Origin of the sequence: Bradyrhizobium sp. 179, from assembly GCF_023073535.1 — a bacterium.
Taxonomy (GTDB): Bacteria; Pseudomonadota; Alphaproteobacteria; order Rhizobiales; family Xanthobacteraceae; genus Bradyrhizobium.
In genome coordinates this window covers 24,946-48,871 of record NZ_JADPJR010000058.1, presented here as the reverse complement: position 1 = coordinate 48,871, position 23,926 = coordinate 24,946, and the positions used below count along the sequence as shown (strand labels likewise).

The following is a 23,926-nucleotide window of genomic DNA, read 5'->3' as shown; positions in this document are numbered from 1 at the left end:
CGGATGAGCGCAAGGGCGCAAGTTGGATAACAATTCGCCAATGCTGGTATTGGGCATCGAAACCACGTGCGACGAAACCGCCGCAGCCGTGGTCGAGCGCGCGCATGACGGTAGCGGCAAGATCCTGTCCAACATCGTACGGTCGCAGGTCGAGGAGCACGCCCGCTTCGGCGGCGTGGTACCGGAGATCGCCGCCCGCGCCCATGTCGATCTGCTCGATGACATCATCGGCCGCGCCATGAGTGAGGCCGGCGTCGGCTTCGCCCAGCTGGGAGGGGTCGCGGCGGCCGCGGGTCCGGGGCTGATCGGCGGCGTCATCGTTGGGCTCACCACCGCCAAGGCGATCGCGATGGTGCACGACACCCCGCTCATCGCCGTGAACCACCTGGAGGCGCACGCGCTGACGCCACGTCTCACCGACGGGATCGAATTTCCCTATTGCCTATTTCTCGCCTCGGGCGGACATACCCAGATCGTTGCGGTCACCGGCGTCGGCAAGTATGTGCGGCTCGGCACCACAGTCGACGACGCCATTGGCGAGGCCTTTGACAAGGTCGCGAAGATGCTGGGCCTGCCTTATCCCGGCGGTCCGCAGGTCGAGCGCGCGGCGGCAAGCGGCGATGCGATCCGCTTCGCCTTTCCACGCCCGATGCAAGGGCGCCCCGACGCCAATTTCTCGCTATCCGGTTTGAAGACGGCCGTCCGCAACGAAGCAAGTCGCATCGCCGAGCTCACACTGCAGGACATCAGCGACCTCTGCGCGAGTTTTCAAGCCGCCGTGCTGGAGTCGACGGCCGACCGGTTGAGCGTCGGTCTAAGACATTTCCGCGAGCGGTTCGGCGCGCCGCGCGCGCTCGTGGCCGCCGGCGGCGTGGCCGCCAATCAGGCGATCCGCGGGGCCCTGCACGACGTCGCGCAGCAGGCCGGGACCCAGCTGATCATGCCGCCGCCCGAGCTCTGCACCGACAATGGCGCGATGATCGCCTGGGCCGGCGCCGAACGCCTCGCGCTCGGCATGACCGATACGATGGACGCGCAGCCCCGCGCACGCTGGCTGCTCGATGCCAACGCGACGGCACCGGCGGGCTACGGCAACACGCGAGCGGGATTCTAGTGATGACCGCGTTCGATTCCGTCGCCGTGGTCGGGGCAGGTGCCTGGGGCACGGCTCTCGCAATTGTGGCGGCGCGGGCAGGACGGAACGTGATGCTGTGGGCGCGCAATGCCGAACATGCGACGCGGATTGCCTCGACGCGCGACAATCCGCGGCTGCCCGGCGTGCGGATCGCTGCGGAAATCGTCGTGACGAGCGATCTGGCGCTCGCCGCGCGCGCCGACATGCTGCTGATCGCAACGCCCGCGCAGCACCTGCGCGGCGCGGTCAACCTGCTGGCTTCGCACATTGCAAGGCCGGTACCCGTCGTCGCCTGCGCCAAGGGCATCGAGCACGGCACCCACAAATTCATGACCGATGTGATCACCGAAGCTGCACCGGGCGCGCAGCCGGCGATCCTGTCAGGCCCGAGCTTCGCCGACGATGTCGCGCGCGGCCTGCCGACCGCGGTAACGCTGGCGGCGAAGGAAGAAGCGCTGGCTACCAGGCTCGTGCAGGCGCTGGGCTCGCCGACATTCCGGCCCTATCATTCCACCGACATCCGCGGCGTCGAGATCGGCGGCGCGGCCAAGAACGTGCTGGCGATCGCGGTCGGCATTGCGGTCGGACGCGAGCTTGGCGCCTCGGCCCAGGCCGCGCTCACGACCCGCGGCTTTGCCGAACTGACACGCCTCGGTCGCGCCCTTGGTGCGCGCAGCGAGACCCTCACGGGCCTGTCCGGCCTCGGTGATCTCATTCTGACCTGTTCGAGCCCGCAATCACGGAATTTCGCGCTTGGCCTCGCACTGGGCCGCGGTGAGAACCCGCCCGCAGGCAAGCTTGCCGAGGGCGAGTCCACCGCGCCGGTGCTGATCGAGCTTGCGGCTTCGCAAAACATCGAGATGCCGGTATCGGAAGCGGTCGCTTCGATCCTGAGCGGCCGGAGCACAATCGACGCCGCGATCTCGGGGCTGTTGACGCGCCCCTTCAAGGCAGAGGAATGAACATGGCTTATTGGCTGGTGAAATCCGAACCGTCGGTGTGGTCCTGGGACCAGCAGGTGGCGAAGGGCGCCAAGGGCGAGGCCTGGACCGGCGTGCGCAACTTCACCGCGCGCCAGAACCTCGTCGCCATGAAGAGGGGCGACAAGGCGTTCTTCTATCATTCCAACGAGGGCAAGGAGATCGTCGGCATCGCGGAGGTCATCAAGGAAGCCTATCCGGATCCGACCGACAAGACCGGCAAGTTCGTCTGCGTCGACATCAAGGCCGACAAGCCCCTGAAGACACCGGTGACGATGGCGGCGATCAAGGCCGAGAGGAAGCTCGCCGACATGGCGCTTGTGAAATATTCGCGCCTGTCGGTGCAGCCGGTGACGGCGGAGGAGTGGAAGCTCGTCTGCAAGATGGGTGGGATGTCGTCCTAGGTACGTAGCCCGAATAAGCGAAACTCGACCCTACGTCTCCGGCAGCGCAAACACCTCGCACGGCGCGGCGATCCCACGCAGCGAATGCGATCCGAGCGCGATCAGAGGCATGTCCGTCTCTGCAGCGAGCGCGCCCGACACCAGCACGGTCCGCCCCAACGGCTTGCATAACCCTTCGAGCCGGCTGACGAGATTGACGGCGGGGCCGATCGCCGTGAAATCGAGCCGGTTGGCAGCGCCGATATTGCCCCAGAGCATCTCGCCGAGATGGAGGGCGGCACCGAACGCGAGCGGCGGCGAGCCGTTGCCGCGGCGCTCCTCGTTGAGATAGGCCATCCCGGCTTCGGCCGCGCTCGCGGCGCGCAGAGCGGCCTCGCAGGCACGCCGCGGTGACGCTTCGACCACCGGAAAGATCGCCAGCACGCCGTCGCCGATGAATTTCAGCACCTCGCCGCCGAAGGCGTGAACGGCGCCGGCGATGCGGTCGAACCAGGCATCGAGCGCTGCGATGACATCGCCCGGCGGACTTGTCTCCGACAAGCCGGTGAAGTTGCGCAAGTCGGCATAGAGCAACGCGGCCTGAATGGTGTCGCCAAGATCGCGCCGCAGCGGCGCCGCCAGCACCCGCTCCGCACTGCGCTTGCCGAGATAGGCGTCGAGCGTCGCCCGCAACGTGGCACGCGCGGCGAGCACGGCGAGCGGCGTCGCGGCAAAACGTGCAGCCTGACGCAATCGTTCGATCTCGTCCGAGGTGAACGGACGCGGCCCGATCCACCCGAGCAAAGGCCCATCGGCCCGTCCGACGATGTCTTCCTGCACCTCACCGCCCGCGATATCGCGCAGCCAGCGGCGGCCGGCATCGTTCGGCGGGTCCGGCGCCAGGCCGCCCGGCGCAAAGCCGAGCGCTTCGATCACCCGGCCGGTATCGGCGCGCCACAACCAGGTCCGCTTCGCGATCAGCGGGTGAGGCACTTCCAGGGTCAGCGCGCCCGCTGCAAGCGGCACGCCATCAGCGACCAAATGTGCGCCGAGTTCCGCAAGCAGGCGGTCCGCCCCAACACTATCTGCGGCGGCATCGACAAGCCAGGCGAGGGTCGGGGAGAGGTGCATGGCTCAATCATGACGAAAGCGCGCCGTCTTTGTCACGGGCAATCCTTGACGGGCCGCTCCGGCCCCGCCATGTCCGAGTGTGAGCCCAGGGATGATCGCCAATGACCGAACCGTTCATAGTGCGACGCGAGACCCAGATCGCCGCCCCGCGCGCGACTGTTTTCGCCTATCTGACCGACCCCGAGAAGATTTTGAGCTGGATGGGTTCCGACGCGACCACGGAGCCGCATCCCGGCGGGCTCTATCTTCTGAAGGGCGTCGGCCCGCGCGGCGGCGTCGCCCGCGGCGCTTTCCGCGAGGTCGTGCCGGTGCATCGTCTCGCCTACACGTTCGGCTGGGAGGGCGGCCAGGAAGTGCCGCCCGGCTCGAGCCTGGTCGAGATCGATCTGATTGAGCAGGACGGCGGCACGTTGCTGCGGATGACCCACAGCGGCTTGCCGACCGCAGAACAGGCCGCCGCACATGCGACGGGGTGGGCACACTATCTGGAACGGCTCACCACGGCCGCTGCGGGCGGCGATCCCGGTCCGGACCGCGGCGTTTCGAACAAAGCGTAGCCGACAGGCGGATCAGACCGCCGCGGTCGCCACCACTTGCGCCAGAAGCTGCTCGCGCCTCGCCTGCGAGCGCTGGCCCTTCATGGTCGCGGCAAAGCGTTCGAGGATGCCGTCCTCGAAGGCGGTGACGATGGTGTCGTGGACGTAGCTCTTGCGGCAGATCGCCGGCGTGTTGGAGAGCTGGTCGGCGGCGGCGCGGATTGCGTCAAGCACCTGCTTCTTGCGGCCACGCTGGCTGGTCGCCGGCGTGATCCGCGACAGCGATTCCACGACCACGGCGGACGCCATCAGCGTGCGAAAATCCTTCAGCGAGATCTTGATGCCGGCGATCTCGCGCAGAAACGCATTCACCTGCGTGGTATTGACCGCGCGCACGATGCCGTAGGCATCGCGATACTGGAACATGCGCTTGCCCGGAACGCGCTGCAAAATGCCGATGGCGCGGACTAGCTTGGCTGCGTCGCACTCCTTCCGCACCGCCTTGCCGCCCTTCGCCTTGAAGGTCATCACAAAGCAATCGTCTTCCAGCGTGACGTTGGACTTGAGCAGCGTGGTGGCGCCGCGAGTGCCGTTGAGACGGGCGTAGGATTCGTTGCCCGGACGGATCGCGGTGCGGGCGATCAGTTCGATGACGGCCGAGAGCGCGAATTCGCGCGTCGGCTCGTCGCCCGACAGGAACGCCGAGACCTTGCGCCGGATTTTGGGCAGCGCGCCGACAAGCTTCTCCAGGCGATGCGCCTTGCGGTGCTCGCGGACCTTCTCCCAATCGGCGTGATAGCGATATTGCAGCCGACCCGCGGCATCGCGTCCCACGGCCTGGAGATGCGAGCTCGGATCGGCGGAGTAGCGCACCTCCCGGTAAGCTGGCGGCACTGCCATGGCGTGCAGCCGGCGGATGGTGCGGGCGTCGCGGATATGGGCCCCGTTCGGGCGGACGAAGGAATAGCCCTTGCCGCGCTTGATGCGCCGGATGGTCAGCTCGTTTTGGTCGCTGAGCCGTAGGCCGAGTTCCCTTGCGAGCGCCTCGACGGTTGCCGCCGGCCTCGTGTCGAAGGTCTTTTTGGGGCTGGAACGCCTGAAACCAGCTGGTTTCGGCCATTGTCCAAGGGCTTTGGCGAGGGCAATGGCCGCAGGATCGGCTGAAGCGGGCCGCATCGTCCCGAGATTCTGCTGATCCATCATAGTGTTAAGCCTTGGCCCTGTGTCTTACCGTTCAATGCCGCTGTTCTGATTTTTGTTCCTGGGGTCTCTTTGGACCCGGGTTGGCCATTTAGGGTGTTCCGAACCGTATTGCGAGTCCTGAATCAGTGATAGGCGGTTGCCAAATACCTCCAGACGGCGCATGCGGCTCTGCACGCCGCTATTTCGGCGATCTGGGTAAAGAGCCGAAAGGCGCCCTTGGCCGGCTTCAGATTTGCGCCAGCCGCCATCGCGGACCTTGATCCTCCGCATGGTCGGCCGCCCGCCGAAGGTCCAGCTTGTGCTCCTTGTCGGGTCCGGTTAGCCCGACGCATAATCGTTCAGCGATCAAGTCGGCTTGCCAATCGCATGCGTTCGGCTTGCCGTATGTGGAGGGAAACATGTCCGAGAAGATCTACGACGTACCCGCAGAGTGGGCGAAGCGGGCCTGGGTCGACCAGGCCAAGTACAGGGACATGTATGCGCGCTCGATCTCGGACCCGAACGGTTTTTGGGCGGAGCAGGCCAAGCGCATCGACTGGATGAAGGCGCCGACGAAAATCGAGAACGTCTCGTTCGCGCCCGGCAACATCTCGATCAAATGGTTCGAGGACGGCGTTCTTAACGTCGCCCATAATTGCATCGACCGGCATCTGGCCAAGCGTGGCAACCAGACCGCGATCATCTGGGAAGGTGATGATCCCTCCCAATCCCGTCACATCACCTACAAGGAGCTGCACGACGAGGTCTGCCGGATGGCGAACATCCTGCGCACCCGCAACGTTGGGAAGGGCGACCGCGTCACCATCTATCTGCCGATGATCCCGGAAGCGGCCTATGCGATGCTGGCCTGCGCGCGAATCGGCGCGATCCACTCCGTGGTGTTCGCCGGCTTCTCGCCCGACAGCCTCGCCCAGCGCATCAATGACTGCCAATCCAAGGTGATAATCACCGCGGACGAAGGCCTGCGCGGCGGCAAGAAGGTGCCGCTGAAGGCCAATGTCGACGCGGCGCTCGCCAAAACCGACGGCGTCGACTGGGTCGTCGTGGTCAAACGCACCGGCGGCAAGATCGACATGAACCCGACGCGCGACCTCTGGTACCACGAGGCGGCGGCGATGGTGACGACGGAATGCCCGCTTGAGCACATGCATGCCGAGGATCCGCTGTTCATCCTCTATACCTCGGGCTCGACCGGCCAGCCCAAGGGCGTGCTGCACACCTCGGGCGGCTATCTCGTGTTCGCCTCAATGACGCATCAATACGTCTTCGACTATCACGACGGCGACATCTACTGGTGCACCGCCGACGTCGGCTGGGTCACCGGTCACAGCTACATCCTCTACGGGCCGCTCGCCAACGGCGCGACCACGCTGATGTTCGAAGGCGTGCCGAACTATCCCGATAATTCCAGGTTCTGGAACGTCATCGACAAGCACAAGGTCAACATCTTCTACACCGCGCCGACCGCGATCCGCGCGCTGATGCAGTCCGGCGACGAGCCGGTGAAGAAGACCTCGCGCGCCTCGCTTCGTCTGCTCGGTTCGGTCGGCGAGCCGATCAATCCGGAAGCCTGGGAGTGGTATCACCGTGTCGTTGGCGACGACCGCTGCCCGATCGTCGACACCTGGTGGCAGACCGAGACCGGCGGCATCCTGATCACGCCGCTGCCGGGCGCAACAAAACTCAAGCCGGGCTCGGCGACGCAACCGTTCTTCGGCGTTGTGCCGGAGATCGTCGATGCCGACGGTAGGGTGCTCGAGGGCGAGGCCACCGGCAATCTGTGCCTGACGCGATCCTGGCCGGGCCAGATGCGCACGGTCTATGGCGACCATGCCCGCTTCGAACAGACCTATTTTTCGACCTACAAGGGCAAATACTTTACCGGGGATGGCTGCCGGCGTGACGCCGACGGCTATTACTGGATCACCGGCCGCGTCGACGACGTCATCAACGTCTCCGGCCATCGCATGGGCACCGCGGAAGTCGAGAGTGCGCTGGTCGCGCACGAGAAGGTGTCGGAGGCGGCCGTGGTCGGCTTCCCGCACGACATCAAGGGCCAGGGCATCTACGCCTATGTCACGCTGATGGCCGGCGTCGAGCCGACCGACGATCTGCGCAAGGAGCTCGTGACCTGGGTGCGCAAGGAGATCGGCCCGATCGCCTCGCCCGACCAAATCCAGTTCGCCCCGAGCCTGCCCAAAACCCGCTCCGGCAAGATCATGCGCCGCATCCTGCGGAAGATCGCTGAGGACGAGCCGGGCAGCTTAGGGGACACCTCGACGCTGGCCGATCCCGCCGTGGTCGACGACCTCGTCAAGAACCGGCAGAACCGGAAACAAGCATAGGCTCAACCCATCGTCATTCCGGGGCGGTCCGCAGGACCGAACCCGGAATCTCGAGATTCCGGGTCACGCTGTCGCGCGCCCGGAATGACGCGGCTCACATCCTCACGCACTCGTCAGCATGCGCGACGCACGTCCGCCTCTTTCCCGCCGAGTGTTGTTTTCAAGTCATTTACTTTATTTCGAACATTTCCTTTGTTCCCCCCGCTGGCTGGCACTTGGCGGCCGTGCGTGGAAACCATCCGGTTAACAAGCGCGGTTAGGAATGTCTGGGCAAGCCGCAATTGCCGGGTTTGCGTGGTTTGGACGATCCTTTCGGGGCAAGGGAAAATGATATCGATGAGGATTGCGGTGGCGCTGGCCGCCACCATCGGGGTCGGGGTCTTGATGTCGACGGCGGCCGAGGCGCGGCCGGAAATGGTCGGGACGAACCTGGCCGATTATTCGCCGGGCACGATCGTGGTCAAGACCAGCGAGCGGCGGCTCTATCTCATTCTCGATAGCGGCCATGCCGTGCGCTATCCGGTTGGCGTCGGCAAGGCCGGCAAGCAATGGGCCGGCACGACCAAGATCGACGGCAAGTATCTCAATCCGGCCTGGGCACCGCCTGCCGAGGTGAAGCGCGACAAGCCGAACATTCCCGACGTCATCCCGGGCGGCTCGCCTCGCAACCCGATGGGCGTTGCGGCGATGACGCTGTCCGGCGGCGAATATGCGATCCACGGCACCAACGTGCCGGGCTCGATCGGCGGCTTCGTCTCCTATGGCTGTATCCGCATGCTCAACGACGACATCACCGATCTCTATGGCCGCGTCCCCGTGGGCACGACGGTGGTCGTCACGCACTGATCGAAGAGACCGGGAGAGGATTGCGAAAGCCGCGTCTTGCGACGCGGCTTTTTTGTTACCAGAAACGCCAGCCCCGCGCGCACCAGCCGTCGCGATGGCCGCCATTGTAACTGCGCACGTAACCGCCCGCGAGCAGCGTGGCCGCGACGTTGGCAGTCCGCCGGGTCGCGACATCAGCGAGAATGCGTCCGTATTTGTCGGGTCCGAGATTGGAAATCGTCACGTCCCCCTGACCGAGCAGATTGCGCAGCGCATCGGTGGCGGCTTCGGCCTTGTTCAGCTCATCCTGGCAGGATGCCTTCAGTTCCGGCGCATCGATGCCGCGCAGGCGAACCCGCACAACGAGATGGCCGCCGCTGCGCTGATGCACGCGCGCCAGAAACGTGTCGCCGTCGACAGTGCGGATGACCTCGACCGGCTGGCGAGCGCCAGCATCTCCCGCCTGCTGGAGGACGACTTCGGTGGTCTGGCGTTCGGGCCCATGCGGGACGGGCCAGTTCGTGCCGTGCCGGAAGGCAAGCACGACAGCCGTCACGACGCCGACCACGAACATCCAGGGCAACAGTCCGGAGAATCGGCGATGGAACGGAGAGCCGCCGAACTGCGGCCGATAGGCACTAGGGCGATTGGGCAGGCGCATCCAGCCAAGCTAGGGCTGAGTCGGGGAAACGGACAAGTGCGACGCTCCAGATGCGACAATTCCGATCGACAGACGAGCCCTGCAGGAAAGTTCCACTTTCATGGATTGTCGACTCGATGGGCGAGGCAAACGAATTCGCGGTGCGGCGGGAGCGGATCGTGTCGCCAACTTCGCGCTCGTCGGCGGCGCATTCGTCTTCTCGGTGCTGAACATCGCCGGCCCGATCGTCGCACCGCGAGGTGCTGTTACAGCTCGCGGTGGCAAGAAGACAATCGAGATTCCCTGTTTCGGTCGTGGTGACGGGATCGGCGACGACGCGCATGCGGCCAAAACATTCAAGGAAGCCTGATCGGCATCGAGCAGATGGAATCCGAGCAGAGAATAAGCAAGCCGCGCGGGCAAGTTCATCGAGATCATGTCGCCTGTCGCTCACCGAGCGCGAGCATCGCGATCTGTGATGGCCACGGCGGACATCCCGCTGGACCAGCAAGGGCTCAAAAGTCGGAAGCGATGCCCTTGCTCTCCCAATCGCCGTAGCGAGTGGGCTCTGGTCCCTTGGGTCCCTGAAGCTCCTTCGGCCGCGCTTTGGCTTCGGCTGCCGCGGCCTGCCGTCGCGCCTCGGCTTCAGCCAGCGCGCGCTGGGCTGCGGGCGGCAGCGGCTTGCGATCGGGAACGGAAGGCTGGTCACTCATCGTGCGGCTCTTCTAGCGCAGGACGGCCCGCAGCGCGACGTCCAATAACGCATCCCTGAAATGGGGCCCAAGGGCTGAAAAAGCCGGAAGCGATTCTTACATTTGGCATATTCGCGTGCCACAAACGAGCCGGTTAAGGCATGCGCCCATCGCGGCGGAACTGCCGCTCGCTCAGAACCTTGCTTCCGCATGCCATCTCAACGTTTCGCCCCTCCGTCCGAAGTGCCAGGTCTTGCGGCACGGCGGATTGCCGCCGACATCGTCGACGGCGTGCTGCACAAGCACCGCACGCTCGACGACCAACTCGACGGAAGCGGCGCTCATCCCGGACTGAAGTCGCTGGCCGACCGCGACCGCGCGCTGATGCGGCGCCTGGTCGCCACCGTGCTGCGCCGCCTCGGCACGCTTGGCCACGTGCTCTCCCGCCTGCTCGACAAGGGCATTCCCTCCGACGCACCGCGTGCGCAGAGCGCGCTCCTGATCGGCGCGGCGCAGATCCTCTGGATGGACGTGCCCGACCACGCCGCCGTCGATCTCTCCGTTCGCCTCGTGCAATCCGACCGGCGCGCCGCGCGTTATGCCGGGCTCGTCAATGCCGTGCTGCGCCGCTGCGCGCGCGAGGGCAAGGCTCTGGTCGAGGAAGTTGCCACGCAATCGCTGGACCTGCCGCCATGGCTGCTCGCGCGCTGGAGCGCGCATTATGGCGAGGCGACAGCGAGAGACATGGCGCTCGCGCTCGGCCACGAGCCGTCGCTCGATCTGACGGTGAAGTCGGATGCCGCGCAATGGGCAAGCCGCCTGCATGGCGAGACGCTGCCGACCGGGACCGTGCGGATGCTGCTGCATGGCGCGGTGACCATGCTGCCGGGCTTTGCCGAGGGACAATGGTGGGTGCAGGACGCCGCGGCCGCGCTGCCCGCTCGGCTGTTCGGTGATATCAACGGCAAGTCCATCGCCGATCTCTGCGCTGCCCCCGGCGGCAAGACCGCGCAGCTGGCACATGCCGGCGCGCATGTCACGGCCGTCGACCGCTCGCCCGCCCGGGTGGCGCGGCTGCGCGAAAACCTGCGGCGATTGTCGCTCCAGGCCGAGACGGTCGTCGCTGACGCCGTTGAATGGGCCGGCCCTGCCGAAGCCTTCGACGGTATTTTAATCGATGCGCCCTGCACCTCGACCGGTACGATCCGCCGTCATCCCGACGTGGCATGGCTCCGGCAGCAATCCGACATCGCCGCCCTGACCGCGCTCCAGCAGCGGCTGCTGCGCAAATCCCTGTCGCTGCTTAAATCCGGCGGGACGCTGGTCTACTGCACCTGTTCGCTGGAACCCGAAGAGGGTGAGCAGGCCATCGCTGCGCTGCTGGCCGCAGAGCCCGCGCTTCGCCGCGTTCCAATCGAGGCGTCCGAGGTCGCAGGTCTCGACGAAATCCTCACCGCGGAAGGCGATCTGCGCACCCTGCCCAGTCATCTTCCAAACGCCGATCCCAAGCTCGGCGGGCTCGACGGATTCTACGCGGCTCGGCTCGTTAAATCCTGATTTTGCACTGGATTTTGCACCCCCGACGCTAATTCGCACCCTTTCAAGGTGGTGTCAGCCGTGCGATTTTGGGATTAATAAGGATTCGTCGGAATCCTCCTCTCCCCTTCAAGGCAAGGCGTGTCGGTCGCTCAACGCAGACGTATCTCGACGCTGGTGATGAACCGCTTCGCGCGGAACATGCTCGCGCGCGCGAGCGGCGGACCTGTGGCGGTGTCGCGGGTCTGGCCCAGCCGCACCGACCGGCTGATCATCGCGCCGCATGACCTGCGTACCGCGGATGCGACCCGCGCCGCCGAGATCTATGCCGGCCGCTTCGTCTTCGCCGGCAAGATCGTCAATTGCCATGGCCGCTCGATCTTCGATCTCGAACCGCCGTCGGAGGATTGGGAGGTCGCGCTGCTCGGCTTCGGTTGGCTGCGGCACTTACGCGCCGCCGACACCGCGCTGACGCGGGCGAATGCGCGCGCACTGGTCGAGGACTGGATCTCGAACCCTGCCAACAAGCGCCGACCGGTCGCGCGGCGCGCCGACGTGCTGGCGCGGCGCGTGATCTCGCTGCTGTCACAGGCACCCTTGGTGCTCAACGACACCGACAACAAGTTTTACCGCCGTTACTTGCGCGCCCTCGCGCGCGAGATCCGCTTGCTGCGCTACGCCATGCTCGACATTCCCGACGGGGTGCCGAAGCTCCAGGTGCTGATCGCGCTGTGCTACGCGGCGTTATGCCTCGCCAACCAGGCACGCCACATCCGCACCGCCTCGAAAAAGCTCTCCGACGAATTGCAGCGGCAGATCCTGCCCGACGGCGGACACATCTCCCGTAACCCGGGCGCCCTGATCGATCTCCTGATCGACCTGTTGCCGCTGCGACAGACCTTCGCGGCGCGTAACATCGCGCCGCCGCCGGCGCTGCTCAACGCGATCGACCGCATGATGCCGATGCTGCGCTTCTTTCGCCATGGGGACGGCAATTTCGCGCTGTTCAACGGCATGAGTGCGACGCCGTCCGACCTGCTCGCCACGCTGCTCGCCTATGACGATACCCACGGCGCACCGATGGCGAACATGCCGCATACAGGCTTCCAGCGGCTCGACGCCGGCCAGACCACGCTGATCATCGATACCGGACCCCCGCCACCGGCGGGCGTCAGCCACGACGCCCATGCCGGCTGCCTGTCGTTCGAACTGTCCTCCGGCATCAGCCGCATCGTCACCAATTGCGGAATGCCGACCACGGGCCGCGACAATTGGCGGCCGTTCGCACGGGGCACCGCAGCGCATTCGACGCTGGCCTATCACGACACCTCATCCTGCCAGTTCGTCGAGATGTCGGCGATGAAGCGCCTCCTGCACGGCGCGCCCGTCACCAGCGGCCCGGTCGAGGTCGAGAGCTATCGCGAAATTGTCCAGAACGGCACCCTGCTTACAACCTCGCATGACGGCTATTTCGCCAAATTCGGCGCGATTCATCGCCGCGTGCTGATGATCGCCAATGACGGTGCGCGGATCGACGGCGAGGACACGCTGTCGCCGCCGCAAGGCGGACGCTTCAAGGGCGCCGATGCCGATTTCGCGCTGCGCTTCCATCTGCATCCGGCAGTGAAGGCGAGCCGGTTGTCGGATGCGCGCGGCGTCATGCTGGTGCTGCCGAACCGCGACGTCTGGACCTTTGAGGCGCTCGACGACAAGGTCGATCTCGAAGACAGTGTGTTCCTGGCCGGCAATGACGGGCCGCGCCGCACCGCGCAGATCGTGATCCGGCAGGATGCGCGGCAGGCTCCCTCGATCCGCTGGAGTTTTGTGCGTTCCACTGCCTCGCCAGCGGTGACCAATGCGCGCCGTAATGCCCGTCGCGAGCCGGAACTTCCCTTGTAAACAGGCGCGATCCGGCGCTATCTAGCCGTTGAGAGCGACTCCGAAAGCTGCTATCGAGCGCTCGTTCGCGCGACTGGCGACCTTGGATGGAGCACCATCGGGAAGCGCGACACATATCCGCCGCGCGCCTGGGCATAGACACTCCCTGAACAGAGGATCTTGCTCATGACTGACCATCTCCGTCGCGCCACCCGCGCCCTGCTCTCCGTTTCCGACAAGACAGGCCTGATCGAGTTCGCAAAGGCGCTTGCCGTGCACGATGTCGAACTGGTCTCGACCGGCGGCACCGCCAAGGCGATCGCCGCCGCCGGCCTCAAGGTGAAGGACGTCTCCGAGCTGACCGGCTTCCCCGAGATGATGGACGGTCGCGTCAAGACGCTGCATCCGAAGGTGCATGGCGGCCTGCTCGCGATCCGCGACAACAAGGACCATACCGACGCGATGAAGACCCACGGCATCGCGCCGATCGACCTCCTCGTCGTCAACCTCTATCCGTTCGAAGCGACCGTCGACAAACGCGCCGGTTTCGAGGATTGCATCGAGAACATCGACATCGGCGGCCCCGCCATGATCCGCGCCGCCGCGAAGAACCATGACGACGTCGCCGTCGTGGTCGAGGCAGAGGACTACAAGGCCGTGCTCGACGAGCTCGTCGCCAACAACGGCGCAACCACGCTGAAGCTGCGTCGGCGCCTTGCGGCAAAGGCCTATGCCCGCACCGCGGCCTATGACGCCGCGATCTCGAACTGGTTCAACCGGCAGCTCGAAGTCGACGCGCCGGACTTCCGCGCCTTCGGCGGCAGGCTGATCCAGTCGCTGCGCTATGGCGAGAACCCGCACCAGACCGCTGCGTTCTACGCAACCCCCGAGAAGCGCCCGGGCGTCTCGACCGCGCGGCAGCTCCAGGGCAAGGAACTCTCCTACAACAATATCAACGACACCGACGCGGCCTATGAATGCATCGGCGAGTTCGATGCAAAACGCACCGCGGCCTGCGTCATCGTCAAGCACGCCAATCCCTGCGGCGTCGCGGAAGGGCCGAACCTCGTCGAGGCCTATCGCAGGGCGCTGGCCTGCGATTCCACCTCGGCGTTCGGCGGCATCATCGCGATGAATCGTCCGCTCGATGCCGAGACCGCGCGCGAGATCACCAAGATCTTCACCGAGGTCATCATAGCGCCCGATGCCAGCGAAGAGGCGATCGCCATCATCGGCGGTAAGAAGAACCTCCGCCTGTTGCTCGCCGGCAGCCTGCCCGATCCGCGCGCGCCCGGCCTCACCGCCAAAACGGTGGCGGGCGGCCTGCTGGTGCAGAGCCGCGATAATGCCGTGGTCGACGACATGACGTTCAAGGTCGTGACCAAGCGTGCGCCTGATGATGCCGAGATGCGCGACCTGAAATTCGCGTTCCGTGTGGCAAAACACGTGAAGTCCAACACCATTATCTATGCCAAGGACCTCGCCACCGTCGGCATCGGCGCGGGCCAGATGAGCCGGGTGGATTCAGCGCGGATCGCAGCGCGCAAGGCCCAGGACGCGGCGAGTGAGCTGAAGCTCGCCGAGCCGCTCACCAAGGGCTCGGTGGTGGCGTCGGATGCGTTCTTCCCGTTCGCCGACGGCATGCTCGCCTGCATCGAAGCCGGCGCCACCGCCGTGGTGCAACCCGGCGGCTCGATGCGCGACGACGAGGTGATCAAGGCCGCCGACGAGCACGGCATCGCGATGGTCTTCACGGGGACGCGGCACTTCAGGCATTGAATTCGCTGTCATTCCGGGGCGCGCCATTTGGCGCGAGCCCGGAATCCATTTCTCCGCGCGACACGCTGCACGATAGATTCCGGGCTCGCGCTCCGCGCGCCCCGGAATGACGGCAGGAATGCTAATCCCGCACCCGCATCAACAGCCCCAATCCCGCGACGAAGAACACCACCAGCACGGCCATGCCGGCTTTCTGGCTCGCCGTCGCAGCGGTGATCATGCCGATCAACAGCGGACCGATGAAGGACGTCACCTTCCCGGTCAATGCGAACAGGCCGAAATACTGCGCGATGCGGTCCTTCGGCGCCAGACGGATCAGCAGCGTGCGCGAAGCGGCTTGCAACGGGCCGCCGGCGGCGCCGATCAGGCAGCCCAGCACCAGATAGGCACGCTCCGCCGCGCTCGAGAACAGGGCCGCACCCGGCTGCGGCGGCGCGACCTTGACGAACAACACACTGTCCTTGTCGACCAGCAGGATCGCCGCCACGGACAGCAGGAGGATCAGCAGGCTGCCGGCAATCACGCGCTTCGGCCCGAGACGATCGTCGAGCTTGCCGCCAAGCCACGCACCGAGGGCACCGGCGATCGCGAGCATGATGCCGAACGTGCCGATCTGGATCGTGTGCCAGCCGAAGGTGCCGGCGGCATAAATGCCGCCGAACGCGAACAGCGACACCAGACCGTCGGTGTAGATCATGTTGGCGAGCAGGAACGCCGCGAGCGATTTCTGCTTCGGCAGACCTTTGATCGATTGCTTCAGCTCAGACAGTCCTTCGCGCAGTGCCTCGCGCACCGGGCGCTTCGCCGGATAATCCGGCGTGAACAGGAACATCGGCGTCACGAAGATGATGAACCACAGCCCGGTCAACGGCCCGGCGGCACGGTCGCCCTGATGCGTGATCGGGTCGAGCCCGAATAGCGGCATCAAGCCGAGCAGCGTGCGGCCGGTCTCGGGATTGGCGGCGAGCAGGCCGAGCACGATGATCAGGCTGACGATGCCGCCAATGTATCCTGTCGCCCAGCCGGTGCCGGACAGCCGCCCGATCCGCTCCGGCGGCACCAGGGTCGGCATCATCGCGTTGTTGAAGAGGGTAGCGAATTCCGCGCCGACGCTGGCGAGCGCGACGGCGGTGAGCAGCGGCGGAATGATGGCGTCATCGCCGGGCTTGCCGATCCACAGCGTGCAGGACGCCAACACCAGCACCGCGCCGAAACCTGCGATCCATGGTTTCCTGCGGCCCGAAGCATCCGCGATGGCCCCGAGCACCGGCGACAGCAATGCGATCGCAAGGCCCGCGGCCGCCATCGCAAAGCCCCACAGCGATTGACCGGTGGCAGGATTTGGCGCGATGCCGGTCGCGAAATAGGGCGCGAACACGAAGGTGGTGATCAGGGTGAAATAAGGCTGCGCGGCCCAATCGAAGAAGATCCAGCTGACGACGGCGGCGCGCCGCGGATAGGTCCGCGGCACGCCGGCCATGCGCACATCCTGGGCGATCGTCGTCATCACGCAGTCCTCATCACGAACAGTTTTGCCTGTCTCGGGGCAAACCGTATAGCATTGCCGTGACGCGTGTGAACTGGCCGAAAAGCGCGACGGGAATTTTGATGATGTCGTCATATTCGACACGGCGGACATTTTTCGCCGTCATAGCCACGCTGGCGTTCGGTCTTGTCCCTCTGACGGCCCAGGATGCGCGGCGGGGCTATGTCCCGCCCGCGCGCGATATGGTGCGCGCCGCTGCTGCCGAACACGGCATGGTGGTGGCGCAGGAGAAGATATCTGCGCAGGTCGGCGCCGACATCCTGCGGCGTGGCGGCAATGCCGTCGATGCCGCGGTCGCCACCGGCTTTGCGATGGCCGTGACCTATCCGCGCGCAGGAAATATCGGCGGCGGCGGCTTCATGGTGATCCATTCCGCCGATCGCAATGAAGACATCACTATCGACTATCGCGAGACCGCGCCAGCTGCGACCACGCCGCAAGTTTTCCTCGGGCCCGACGGCAAGCCTGACCCGACGAGGTCACGGGATTCCGTGCTTGGCGTCGGCGTGCCCGGCACCGTTGCAGGTCTCGCGCTCGCATTGGAAAAATATGGCTCCGGTCAGTTCACGCTGGCGCAATTGCTCGAGCCGGCGATCGCGCTCGCTCGCGATGGCTTTGTCGTCAGCGACGACATGGCCGATACGCTGCCGGCCTGGCACCGGCGGCTGGCGCGCTGGCCTTCCTCGGCCAAGATCTTCTCGCGCCCCGACGGCACGCCACTTGGCGAAGGCGACAGGCTGGCGCAGGGCGATCTCGCCGAAACGCTATCGGCCGTGGCCGCACAGGGGCCGCGCGGCTTCTATGAGGGGCCAGTTGCGGAGAAACTCGCCAAGGCCGTGGCTGACGCCGGCGGCATCATGACACCTGCCGATCTGAAGTCCTATCAGGCGGTGATCCGCGCGCCGGTGCGCGGCACCTATCGCGGCTACGACATCGTGTCGATGCCGCTGCCATCGTCCGGCGGCGTGGTGCTGGTGGAAACGCTCAACATTCTCGAAGGCTTCCGGCTCGCCGATCTGAAGCAGGGATCGTCGGCATCGCTGCATCTCCTGATCGAAGCCATGAAGCGTGCCTATGCGGACCGCGCGCGCTATCTCGGCGATCCCGCCTTCGTCAACGCACCGATCGAGACGCTGACCGCGAAGGACTACGCTGCCAAGCTGCGCGCGGGCATCTCCGCCGAGCGCGCCACGCCTTCGAAAGAGCTCGTTTCCGCTGCTGTCTCGCCGCGCGAGGGCAGCAACACCACGCATTTCTCCGTCGTCGACGGCCGCGGCAATGCCGTCAGCAACACCTACACATTGAACTTCAGCTATGGCGTCGGCCTCGTTGCCGACGGCACCGGCGTGCTGCTCAATAACGAGCTCGACGACTTCACCGCGGCGGTCGGCGCCTCGAATGCCTACGGCCTCGTCGGCTTCGAGGCCAATCTGCCAGGGCCTGGAAAACGCCCGCTGTCCTCGATGTCACCGACCATCGTGCTCAAAGACGGCAAGCCAGTGCTGGTGACGGGCTCGCCTGGTGGCAGCCGCATCATCTCGACCGTGCTCCAGGTGATCGTGAACGTCCTCGACTACAAGATGGATGTGGCTGCCGCCGTCTCCGTACCGCGGCTGCATCACCAATGGCTGCCGGACGAGGTGCGCGTCGAGAGCGGGTTTCCTGCCGATGTTCTGCTGGAGCTGAAGGCGATGGGCCACTTCGTTGTGGAGCCGATGGGACAGACATCGGCCAATTCGATTCTGGTGACGTCGAATGGGCCGCTCGGCGCGCCCGATCCGCGCACGCGTGGGGCGGAAGCTGCGGGACAGTAACCCTGTCACTGCGCCGAGATGATTTACCGCCCGACCTGATAAGGCCCGCCCTTTTCGAGCGCGCGGTTATACGCCGGCCGCGCGTGGATGCGCTCCAGGAACGCCATCGCCTTCGGATGACCCTGCTCCAGCCCGCCGCGCGCTTGCGCTGCTTCCAGCGGAAAGCTCATCTGGATGTCGGCTGCGGTGAACTCGTTGCCGGCGAACCACTCGCTGTTGCCGAGTTCGCTTTCCCAAAAATCCATGTGCTGCTTGAGCTGCGGATTGACCAGCGCGGTGAGCGCCTGGTTCGAAACCTTGCGCACCAAAGGGCGCAGCAACGCCGGCGCGCGCTTCGGCATCAGCGTGAACAGCAGCTTGAGCAGCAGCGGCTGCATCGCCGACCCTTCCGCATAATGCAGCCAATAGGTGAAGCGCAGCCGTTCCGGCGTGTTCGGTGGCGGGATCAGTTGGCCGTTGCCATAGGTAGCGATGAGATACTCGATGATCGCGCCCGATTCGGCGATGGTGTTGCCGTTGTCTGTAATGACCGGCGATTTGCCGAGCGGATGGATGGCGCGCAGCTCCTTCGGCGCACGCATGTCCGGCTGGCGCTGATAGCGCACGATCTCGTAGGGCACGCCCAATTCCTCGAGCAGCCACAGCACGCGCTGCGAGCGGGAATTGTTGAGGTGGTGAACGGTCAGCATCGCGTGGTCCCCAGCTTGGCTTGGTCGTCGCGCCGTTGGTGCCAGCCCGGGAACACAATGTCGAGCCATCGGTGCGGATATTTTCACCCGGGTATATTGACGCCGTGAATTTACCCGGGTATTAAATCCCCAACACAGTCAATCTGGCAATGATTCCAATGCAAGCCACCTTCACAGCTTTCATGGGCCAGCGCCGGCTGGCCTCGGGAGCGGCCGGCGACGTCGCGCTCGCAGTCAAGCGGGCCGGATCGAAGCCGGACCAGCCGATCATCATTTTCGACGACCGGACTGGCCGGTCGATCGATTTCGACCTGCGCGGCGAGGATCATGAGGTGCTGGCGCGGCTCGCCGAGATCATACCGCCGCCGAGCGAAAGCACCCAACCATCGAGCGAGCCGCGCGGCCGCGGCCGGCCGAAGCTCGGTGTGGTCGCGCGCGAGGTGACGTTACTGCCGCGCCACTGGGAGTGGCTCAACGCGCAACCCGGCGGCGCCTCGGTCGCGCTGCGCAGGCTCGTCGACGAGGCCAGACGCGCCAGCGGCGACAAGGACCGCGAGCGGCAGGCGCGCGATGCGGCCTATCACTTCATGTCGACCATGGCGGGCAATCTGCCGCAGTTCGAGGAAGCCTCGCGCGCGCTGTTCGCGGATGACCGACGGCGCTTCACCAGGCTGATCGCCGACTGGCCGACTGACATCCGCGACCACATCGTCAAGCTCGCCTACAGCGACCTCGCTTAAACCGCGCAGCATTCACCCCATCAACGGCCGAGCCGCGCATCGCGCGGCAACGGCTTCGCACGCTTCGATGAAAGGCAAATTCATGTCCGCATCCGCGCCTCTCTGGACGACGTTTCTTCGCTTCCTCGCACCGCTGATGGCGAGCAACGCGCTGCAATCGCTGTTCGGCACCGTCAGCAACGTCTATCTCGGCCAGATGATCGGCATCGACGCGCTCGCCGCGGTCTCGGCGTTCTTCCCGGTGATGTTCTTCCTGTTCGCCTTCGTCATCGGCCTGAGCACCGGCGCCACCGTCTTGATCGGCCAAGCCTTTGGCGCGGGCGAGCACGGCAGGATCAAGCTCGTCGTCGGCACGACGCTCGCAATCGGTCTCTCGCTCTCGGCAACGGTTGCACTCGCTGGCGGGATCTTCAGCCGGCCATTGATGGTCATGCTGGCAACGCCCGCTGACATCCTCGACCAGGCCAGCGCCTATGCCCGCATCATGCTGCTGACCATGCCGCTCGGCTTCGTCTTCCTGCTGATGACAGCGATGATCCGCGGCGTCGGTGACACGTTGACGCCGCTCCTCGCGCTGGCGCTATCGACCGCGATCGGCCTGGCCCTGACGCCGTTGCTGATCCGCGGCGCCTTCGGCTTGCCGGCAGCGGGCATCACCAGTCCGGCATGGGCAGCCGCAATCGCCAACGCGCTGACGCTGATCGTGCTGGCCGTCCATCTGCTCCGGAGAAAGCATGCACTGGCACCGGACGCTGCACTGCTGCGTCACCTGCGGCTCAACGGCGCCGTGCTCGGAAAAATCCTCGGCATCGGACTGCCGAGCGCAATTGGCATGGTGGTGATGGCGATTGCCGAGCTGGTGCTGCTTGGGCTCGTCAACGGCTTCGGCTCAAACGCCACGGCCGCGTACGGCGCCGTCAATCAGGTGATGGGCTACACGCAATTCACGGCAATGTCGATTTCGATCGCGGTCTCGATCCTCGGTGCGCAAGCGATCGGCGGCGGCGACAGGGTGCGGTTCGAGGGCATCGTGCGCACCGGCCTCGCGTTCAATGTCGTCCTGACCGGCGGGCTGGTGGCGCTGATCTATCTGGTACCGCGCGCCGTGCTCGGCATCTTCATCACGGACGGCGCCGTGCTCGATCTGGCGAAGACTCTCCTCTACATCGCCCTGTGGAGCTCGGTTCCGTTTGGCCTCGCCACGGTGTTCTCGGGCGCCCTGCGCGGCGCCGGCATCGCCTTGACGCCGATGCTGCTCTCGATCTTCGCCATCGTCGCGATCGAGCTGCCGGCTGCAACGATACTAAGCCGCACGATTGGCCTTGAGGGCGTATGGGCCGCCTATCCGATCGTGTTCTGCGCCATGTTCGTTTTGCAGATGGGCTGTTATCTCCTGGTGTGGCGCAAGCAGGCGATCCGGCGTCTGCTCTGACGGGATCATCAAGGCATTATGACCATCATTAAACGATGGACCTGTCGCGCGGCCTGCGCCACAATGGATGAAAAGCGCCCCCAGGGAGATCGAATTGACCCGCACAGCCCCGCAATTCCTGTTCGATTTCGGCAGCCCGAATGCCTATCTCAGCCATCTGGCGATCCCGGCAATCGAGCAACGCATCGGCGTCAAGTTCGAATATGTGCCGATCCTGCTCGGCGGCATCTTCAAGGCGACCAACAACAAGTCGCCAGCCGAGACGCTCGCTGGCATCAAGAACAAGCGCGAGTTTCAGGCGGTCGAGACCGAGCGCTTCATCAAGCGCTTCAAAGTCCAGCCCTACGCCATGAATCCGTTCTTCCCCGTCAACACGTTGAACTTGATGCGCGCGGCGATCGCGGCGCAGCTCGAGGGCGTGTTCGAGACCTATGTCGAGGCCGCCTTCCACCACATGTGGCGCGAGCCGAAGAAGATGGACGATCCTGAGATCGCGGCGAAGGCGCTGGCGTCATCCGGCCTCGATGCGCAAAAGTTATTCGCCCGCGCGCAGGAACCCGAGGTGAAAGGCAGACTGATCAAGAATACCGAGGAGGCGGTGGCGCGCGGCGCGTTCGGCTCGCCGACCTTCTTCGTCGGCAACGAGATGTTCTTCGGCAAGGAGCAGCTGCGCGAGGTCGAGGAGATGGTGTCGGGAAAGTGAATGGCGCGAATGGTGAGTAGCGAATAGCGAGTGGAAAGCGAAGCTGCTATTCGCTACTCCCTATTCGCCATTCGCCAAGAATAACTACGGAGTTCTCCCCATGCGCATCCTCGTGGTCGGCGCCGGCGCCATCGGCGGCTATTTTGGTGGCAGGCTGTTGCAGGCCGGCCGCGACGTCACCTTTCTGGTCCGGCCGCGCCGCGCCAGCGAGCTCGCGAGCGCCGGCCTCGTCATCAAGAGCCCGAATGGCGATGTGACGCTGAAGGCGCCGCCGACCGTGCAAGCGGACAAGCTCGCGGAAAAATTCGACGTCGTGCTGCTGAGCTGCAAGGCGTTCGACCTCGACGACGCCATCAAGTCGTTCGCGGCCGCCGTCGGGCCGAACACCGCGATCATCCCCATGCTCAACGGCATGAAGCATCTCGACGTCCTCGACGACAAGTTCGGCAAGGAGCGCGTGCTCGGCGGCCTCTGCGCCATCGCCGCGACCCTCAACGAGCAGCGCGAGGTGGTGCAGCTCCAGCCGATGCAATCGATCAATTACGGCGAGCGCGACGGCAAGCTGTCGGACCGCGTCAAGGCGATCGACGAGGCCTTCAGGAGCGGTATCAATGGCGCCAGCGCCAGCCAGAACATCCTGCAGGACATGTGGGAGAAGTGGGTGTTCCTCTCCACGCTCGCAGCGTCCACCAGCCTGATGCGCAGCTCCGTCGGCAACATTCTCGCTGCCCCCGGCGGCAGGGACTTTCTGCTCGGCATGCTGGACGAGACCAGCGCGATTGCCGCTGCGTCGGGCTATCCGCCGGGCGGACCGTTCTTCGAGCGCGTGAAGGGCAATCTGACCACCGAGGGCTCGCCGATGACGGCATCCATGTTCCGCGACATCAAGGCCGGCCTGCCGGTCGAAGCCGATCACGTCATCGGCGATCTCATCGCGCGTGGGGATGCGGCGAAGGTTCCCGTGCCGAAGCTGCGCATCGCGTATACGCATCTGAAGGCGTATGAGAAGCAGAGGGCGGGGTAGGGACCGCCCCGACGAAGGCCGAGACCCACACTGCGTGATCTATCGCAAGCGACGCTATCAGTACCGCGCGACGATCGAAGAACGACCTGTCTTCGCCAAACCACACCTTGTGGTTATCGGTCCCGTCCTCGAGACGACGGTGGAGTTTGGGGCAACAGCCTTGCGCTACTGCAAATGCGCCAGGTAGTGCGCGACCGCTGTAATCTCTTCCTCGCTCATGTGATAGGCGACATCGGCCATCGCGGCGACGCCGCCGCCGACGCGCTGCCCGGCCTTGTAGTCGTGCAGCGCCTTCACGAGATATTCCTCGCGCTGGCCCGCGAGCCGTGCCACGGCCTTGGTGCCAGCGTAGCTGTCGGTATGGCATGAGGCGCAGCGGCGGCCGGCGGCGACCTGGGCGCCTTTCTTCGACAAGTCCGGGTCCTCGTCTTCCGGTGCCTTCGGCGGCGCCAGCTGCGAAAAATAGGCGCCGAAATTGCGAATGTCCTCGTTGCTGATCTCTTCGACGATCGGCTGCATCTGATCGTTCTTGCGCGAGCCGGCGCGGAAGAACACCAGCTGCCATTGCAGGAATTGATCGGGTTGGCCGGCGAGCGAGGGGACGTTCTCGGTCTGCGAAATGCCGTTCTCGCCGTGGCAGCCGGCGCAGGCGGCCGCCTTCTCTTTGATCGCGGCATTATCGGCGGCCTGCGCCGAAACGAACGCAAGCGCCGCGAGCGATAGCGCGCCGGTGACATACGGAAAAAACTGGCGGCGCATGATTAGGACTTCCGATCTGTCGAGTTCGTCATTGCGGGCGGGGGGCGCCGCTTGGCGGGAGCCGGAATCCATAACCCCCGCTCGTGGATATGGTTTCCGGACTTGCGCGCAAGTGGCGCGCAATCGGGAACGACATCGAAGTTGAGAGCAAACGAG

At 65.3% G+C, this 23,926-nt stretch carries 22 protein-coding genes and 1 riboswitch; of the genes, 15 read left to right on the top strand and 7 right to left on the bottom strand.

Translation table 11 applies throughout. The features are described from left to right. Positions 1-40 precede the first annotated feature (40 nt). From tsaD to IVB12_RS14115, 3 genes are read left to right on the top strand one after another with little or no spacing between them, the layout of a single operon-like run. Positions 41-1,114 carry a tRNA (adenosine(37)-N6)-threonylcarbamoyltransferase complex transferase subunit TsaD gene (gene tsaD, locus IVB12_RS14125; protein WP_247299805.1) on the top strand — a complete coding sequence of 358 codons (1,074 nt, stop codon included), beginning with the start codon at positions 41-43 and terminating at the stop codon, positions 1,112-1,114. Between the two features lie 2 nt (positions 1,115-1,116). Further along, positions 1,117-2,097 (top strand): NAD(P)H-dependent glycerol-3-phosphate dehydrogenase, encoded by a 981-nt coding sequence (locus tag IVB12_RS14120; RefSeq protein ID WP_247299802.1) that lies wholly within the window; start codon positions 1,117-1,119, stop codon positions 2,095-2,097. Between the two features lie 2 nt (positions 2,098-2,099). Beyond that, the gene (locus IVB12_RS14115; protein ID WP_247299799.1) at positions 2,100-2,519 is read left to right on the top strand and encodes an EVE domain-containing protein; all 420 of its coding nucleotides are present in this window, start codon (positions 2,100-2,102) and stop codon (positions 2,517-2,519) included. A gap of 30 nt (positions 2,520-2,549) precedes the next feature. On the opposite strand, the gene IVB12_RS14110 is transcribed toward IVB12_RS14115, so the two are convergent. Beyond that, on the bottom strand, positions 2,550-3,629 hold the full coding sequence (locus tag IVB12_RS14110; RefSeq protein ID WP_247299796.1) for an adenylate/guanylate cyclase domain-containing protein: 1,080 nt from the start codon (positions 3,627-3,629) through the stop codon (positions 2,550-2,552). A gap of 101 nt (positions 3,630-3,730) precedes the next feature. Here IVB12_RS14110 and IVB12_RS14105 point away from each other — a divergent pair, with 101 nt between their 5' ends. Further along, positions 3,731-4,186 carry an SRPBCC family protein gene (locus tag IVB12_RS14105; RefSeq protein ID WP_247299794.1) on the top strand — a complete coding sequence of 152 codons (456 nt, stop codon included), beginning with the start codon at positions 3,731-3,733 and terminating at the stop codon, positions 4,184-4,186. Between the two features lie 12 nt (positions 4,187-4,198). Here the strand turns inward: IVB12_RS14105 and IVB12_RS14100 are convergent, their stop codons facing one another. Next, positions 4,199-5,368, bottom strand: coding sequence for a DNA topoisomerase IB (locus tag IVB12_RS14100; RefSeq protein WP_247299791.1), 1,170 nt, complete (start codon positions 5,366-5,368; stop codon positions 4,199-4,201). Positions 5,369-5,766: 398 nt separating this feature from the next. On the opposite strand from IVB12_RS14100, the gene acs reads away from it, so the two are divergent. Continuing rightward, positions 5,767-7,713, top strand: a complete 1,947-nt coding sequence (gene acs / locus IVB12_RS14095) for an acetate--CoA ligase (protein ID WP_247299789.1) — start codon at positions 5,767-5,769, stop codon at positions 7,711-7,713. A 330-nt stretch (positions 7,714-8,043) separates the two neighbouring features. Continuing rightward, complete coding sequence (locus tag IVB12_RS14090; protein ID WP_247300060.1) at positions 8,044-8,559, top strand: L,D-transpeptidase; 516 nt, start codon at positions 8,044-8,046, stop codon at positions 8,557-8,559. Between the two features lie 55 nt (positions 8,560-8,614). On the opposite strand, the gene IVB12_RS14085 is transcribed toward IVB12_RS14090, so the two are convergent. After that, positions 8,615-9,199, bottom strand: a complete 585-nt coding sequence (locus tag IVB12_RS14085) for a thermonuclease family protein (RefSeq protein WP_247299778.1) — start codon at positions 9,197-9,199, stop codon at positions 8,615-8,617. A gap of 100 nt (positions 9,200-9,299) precedes the next feature. Here IVB12_RS14085 and IVB12_RS14080 point away from each other — a divergent pair, with 100 nt between their 5' ends. Then, positions 9,300-9,548, top strand: a complete 249-nt coding sequence (locus IVB12_RS14080) for a hypothetical protein (protein ID WP_247299775.1) — start codon at positions 9,300-9,302, stop codon at positions 9,546-9,548. A 145-nt stretch (positions 9,549-9,693) separates the two neighbouring features. Here the strand turns inward: IVB12_RS14080 and IVB12_RS14075 are convergent, their stop codons facing one another. Then, positions 9,694-9,891, bottom strand: coding sequence for a DUF1674 domain-containing protein (locus IVB12_RS14075; protein ID WP_247279992.1), 198 nt, complete (start codon positions 9,889-9,891; stop codon positions 9,694-9,696). A 189-nt stretch (positions 9,892-10,080) separates the two neighbouring features. Here IVB12_RS14075 and IVB12_RS14070 point away from each other — a divergent pair, with 189 nt between their 5' ends. From IVB12_RS14070 to purH, 3 genes are all read left to right on the top strand, one after another. Beyond that, positions 10,081-11,427 carry a transcription antitermination factor NusB gene (locus IVB12_RS14070; protein ID WP_247299773.1) on the top strand — a complete coding sequence of 449 codons (1,347 nt, stop codon included), beginning with the start codon at positions 10,081-10,083 and terminating at the stop codon, positions 11,425-11,427. Between the two features lie 159 nt (positions 11,428-11,586). Beyond that, positions 11,587-13,305, top strand: coding sequence for a heparinase II/III family protein (locus tag IVB12_RS14065; protein WP_247300058.1), 1,719 nt, complete (start codon positions 11,587-11,589; stop codon positions 13,303-13,305). Between the two features lie 59 nt (positions 13,306-13,364). Next, positions 13,365-13,446: riboswitch (ZMP/ZTP riboswitch) on the top strand. Between the two features lie 24 nt (positions 13,447-13,470). After that, on the top strand, positions 13,471-15,063 hold the full coding sequence (gene purH / locus IVB12_RS14060) for a bifunctional phosphoribosylaminoimidazolecarboxamide formyltransferase/IMP cyclohydrolase (protein WP_247299771.1): 1,593 nt from the start codon (positions 13,471-13,473) through the stop codon (positions 15,061-15,063). A gap of 121 nt (positions 15,064-15,184) precedes the next feature. On the opposite strand, the gene IVB12_RS14055 is transcribed toward purH, so the two are convergent. Next, on the bottom strand, positions 15,185-16,570 hold the full coding sequence (locus tag IVB12_RS14055) for an MFS transporter (RefSeq protein WP_247299769.1): 1,386 nt from the start codon (positions 16,568-16,570) through the stop codon (positions 15,185-15,187). A 101-nt stretch (positions 16,571-16,671) separates the two neighbouring features. On the opposite strand from IVB12_RS14055, the gene ggt reads away from it, so the two are divergent. Further along, entirely contained in the window at positions 16,672-18,423 is a 1,752-nt protein-coding gene (gene ggt, locus IVB12_RS14050; protein WP_247299767.1) for a gamma-glutamyltransferase, read from the top strand. A gap of 23 nt (positions 18,424-18,446) precedes the next feature. On the opposite strand, the gene IVB12_RS14045 is transcribed toward ggt, so the two are convergent. Further along, on the bottom strand, positions 18,447-19,112 hold the full coding sequence (locus IVB12_RS14045) for a glutathione S-transferase (protein ID WP_247299765.1): 666 nt from the start codon (positions 19,110-19,112) through the stop codon (positions 18,447-18,449). A 158-nt stretch (positions 19,113-19,270) separates the two neighbouring features. Here IVB12_RS14045 and IVB12_RS14040 point away from each other — a divergent pair, with 158 nt between their 5' ends. The 4 genes from IVB12_RS14040 (at position 19,271) to panE (ending at position 23,011) form a co-directional block, all read left to right on the top strand. Next, on the top strand, positions 19,271-19,852 hold the full coding sequence (locus IVB12_RS14040) for a DUF2239 family protein (protein ID WP_247299763.1): 582 nt from the start codon (positions 19,271-19,273) through the stop codon (positions 19,850-19,852). Between the two features lie 82 nt (positions 19,853-19,934). After that, the gene (locus IVB12_RS14035) at positions 19,935-21,284 is read left to right on the top strand and encodes an MATE family efflux transporter (RefSeq protein ID WP_247299761.1); all 1,350 of its coding nucleotides are present in this window, start codon (positions 19,935-19,937) and stop codon (positions 21,282-21,284) included. Between the two features lie 94 nt (positions 21,285-21,378). Beyond that, positions 21,379-21,987: a 2-hydroxychromene-2-carboxylate isomerase gene (locus IVB12_RS14030; RefSeq protein ID WP_247299759.1), complete on the top strand. Its 609-nt coding sequence runs from the start codon at positions 21,379-21,381 to the stop codon at positions 21,985-21,987. Positions 21,988-22,087: 100 nt separating this feature from the next. Beyond that, positions 22,088-23,011 carry a 2-dehydropantoate 2-reductase gene (gene panE / locus IVB12_RS14025; protein WP_247299757.1) on the top strand — a complete coding sequence of 308 codons (924 nt, stop codon included), beginning with the start codon at positions 22,088-22,090 and terminating at the stop codon, positions 23,009-23,011. Positions 23,012-23,176: 165 nt separating this feature from the next. Here panE and IVB12_RS14020 read toward each other — a convergent pair whose 3' ends face one another. Continuing rightward, a complete protein-coding gene (locus tag IVB12_RS14020) occupies positions 23,177-23,770 on the bottom strand; it encodes a c-type cytochrome (protein WP_247299755.1) in 594 nt (197 codons plus the stop codon). Positions 23,771-23,926: the final 156 nt, after the last annotated feature.

Coding starts and splice junctions, on each gene's coding strand:
- tsaD (WP_247299805.1), top strand. CDS start 41: ATGCTGGTATTGGGCATCGAAACCACGTGCGACGAAACCGCCGCAGCC.
- IVB12_RS14120 (WP_247299802.1), top strand. CDS start 1,117: ATGACCGCGTTCGATTCCGTCGCCGTGGTCGGGGCAGGTGCCTGGGGC.
- IVB12_RS14115 (WP_247299799.1), top strand. CDS start 2,100: ATGGCTTATTGGCTGGTGAAATCCGAACCGTCGGTGTGGTCCTGGGAC.
- IVB12_RS14110 (WP_247299796.1), bottom strand. CDS start 3,629: ATGCACCTCTCCCCGACCCTCGCCTGGCTTGTCGATGCCGCCGCAGAT.
- IVB12_RS14105 (WP_247299794.1), top strand. CDS start 3,731: ATGACCGAACCGTTCATAGTGCGACGCGAGACCCAGATCGCCGCCCCG.
- IVB12_RS14100 (WP_247299791.1), bottom strand. CDS start 5,368: ATGATGGATCAGCAGAATCTCGGGACGATGCGGCCCGCTTCAGCCGAT.
- acs (WP_247299789.1), top strand. CDS start 5,767: ATGTCCGAGAAGATCTACGACGTACCCGCAGAGTGGGCGAAGCGGGCC.
- IVB12_RS14085 (WP_247299778.1), bottom strand. CDS start 9,199: ATGCGCCTGCCCAATCGCCCTAGTGCCTATCGGCCGCAGTTCGGCGGC.
- IVB12_RS14080 (WP_247299775.1), top strand. CDS start 9,300: ATGGATTGTCGACTCGATGGGCGAGGCAAACGAATTCGCGGTGCGGCG.
- IVB12_RS14075 (WP_247279992.1), bottom strand. CDS start 9,891: ATGAGTGACCAGCCTTCCGTTCCCGATCGCAAGCCGCTGCCGCCCGCA.
- IVB12_RS14070 (WP_247299773.1), top strand. CDS start 10,081: ATGCCATCTCAACGTTTCGCCCCTCCGTCCGAAGTGCCAGGTCTTGCG.
- IVB12_RS14065 (WP_247300058.1), top strand. CDS start 11,587: ATGAACCGCTTCGCGCGGAACATGCTCGCGCGCGCGAGCGGCGGACCT.
- purH (WP_247299771.1), top strand. CDS start 13,471: ATGACTGACCATCTCCGTCGCGCCACCCGCGCCCTGCTCTCCGTTTCC.
- IVB12_RS14055 (WP_247299769.1), bottom strand. CDS start 16,570: ATGACGACGATCGCCCAGGATGTGCGCATGGCCGGCGTGCCGCGGACC.
- ggt (WP_247299767.1), top strand. CDS start 16,672: ATGATGTCGTCATATTCGACACGGCGGACATTTTTCGCCGTCATAGCC.
- IVB12_RS14045 (WP_247299765.1), bottom strand. CDS start 19,112: ATGCTGACCGTTCACCACCTCAACAATTCCCGCTCGCAGCGCGTGCTG.
- IVB12_RS14040 (WP_247299763.1), top strand. CDS start 19,271: ATGCAAGCCACCTTCACAGCTTTCATGGGCCAGCGCCGGCTGGCCTCG.
- IVB12_RS14035 (WP_247299761.1), top strand. CDS start 19,935: ATGTCCGCATCCGCGCCTCTCTGGACGACGTTTCTTCGCTTCCTCGCA.
- panE (WP_247299757.1), top strand. CDS start 22,088: ATGCGCATCCTCGTGGTCGGCGCCGGCGCCATCGGCGGCTATTTTGGT.
- IVB12_RS14020 (WP_247299755.1), bottom strand. CDS start 23,770: ATGCGCCGCCAGTTTTTTCCGTATGTCACCGGCGCGCTATCGCTCGCG.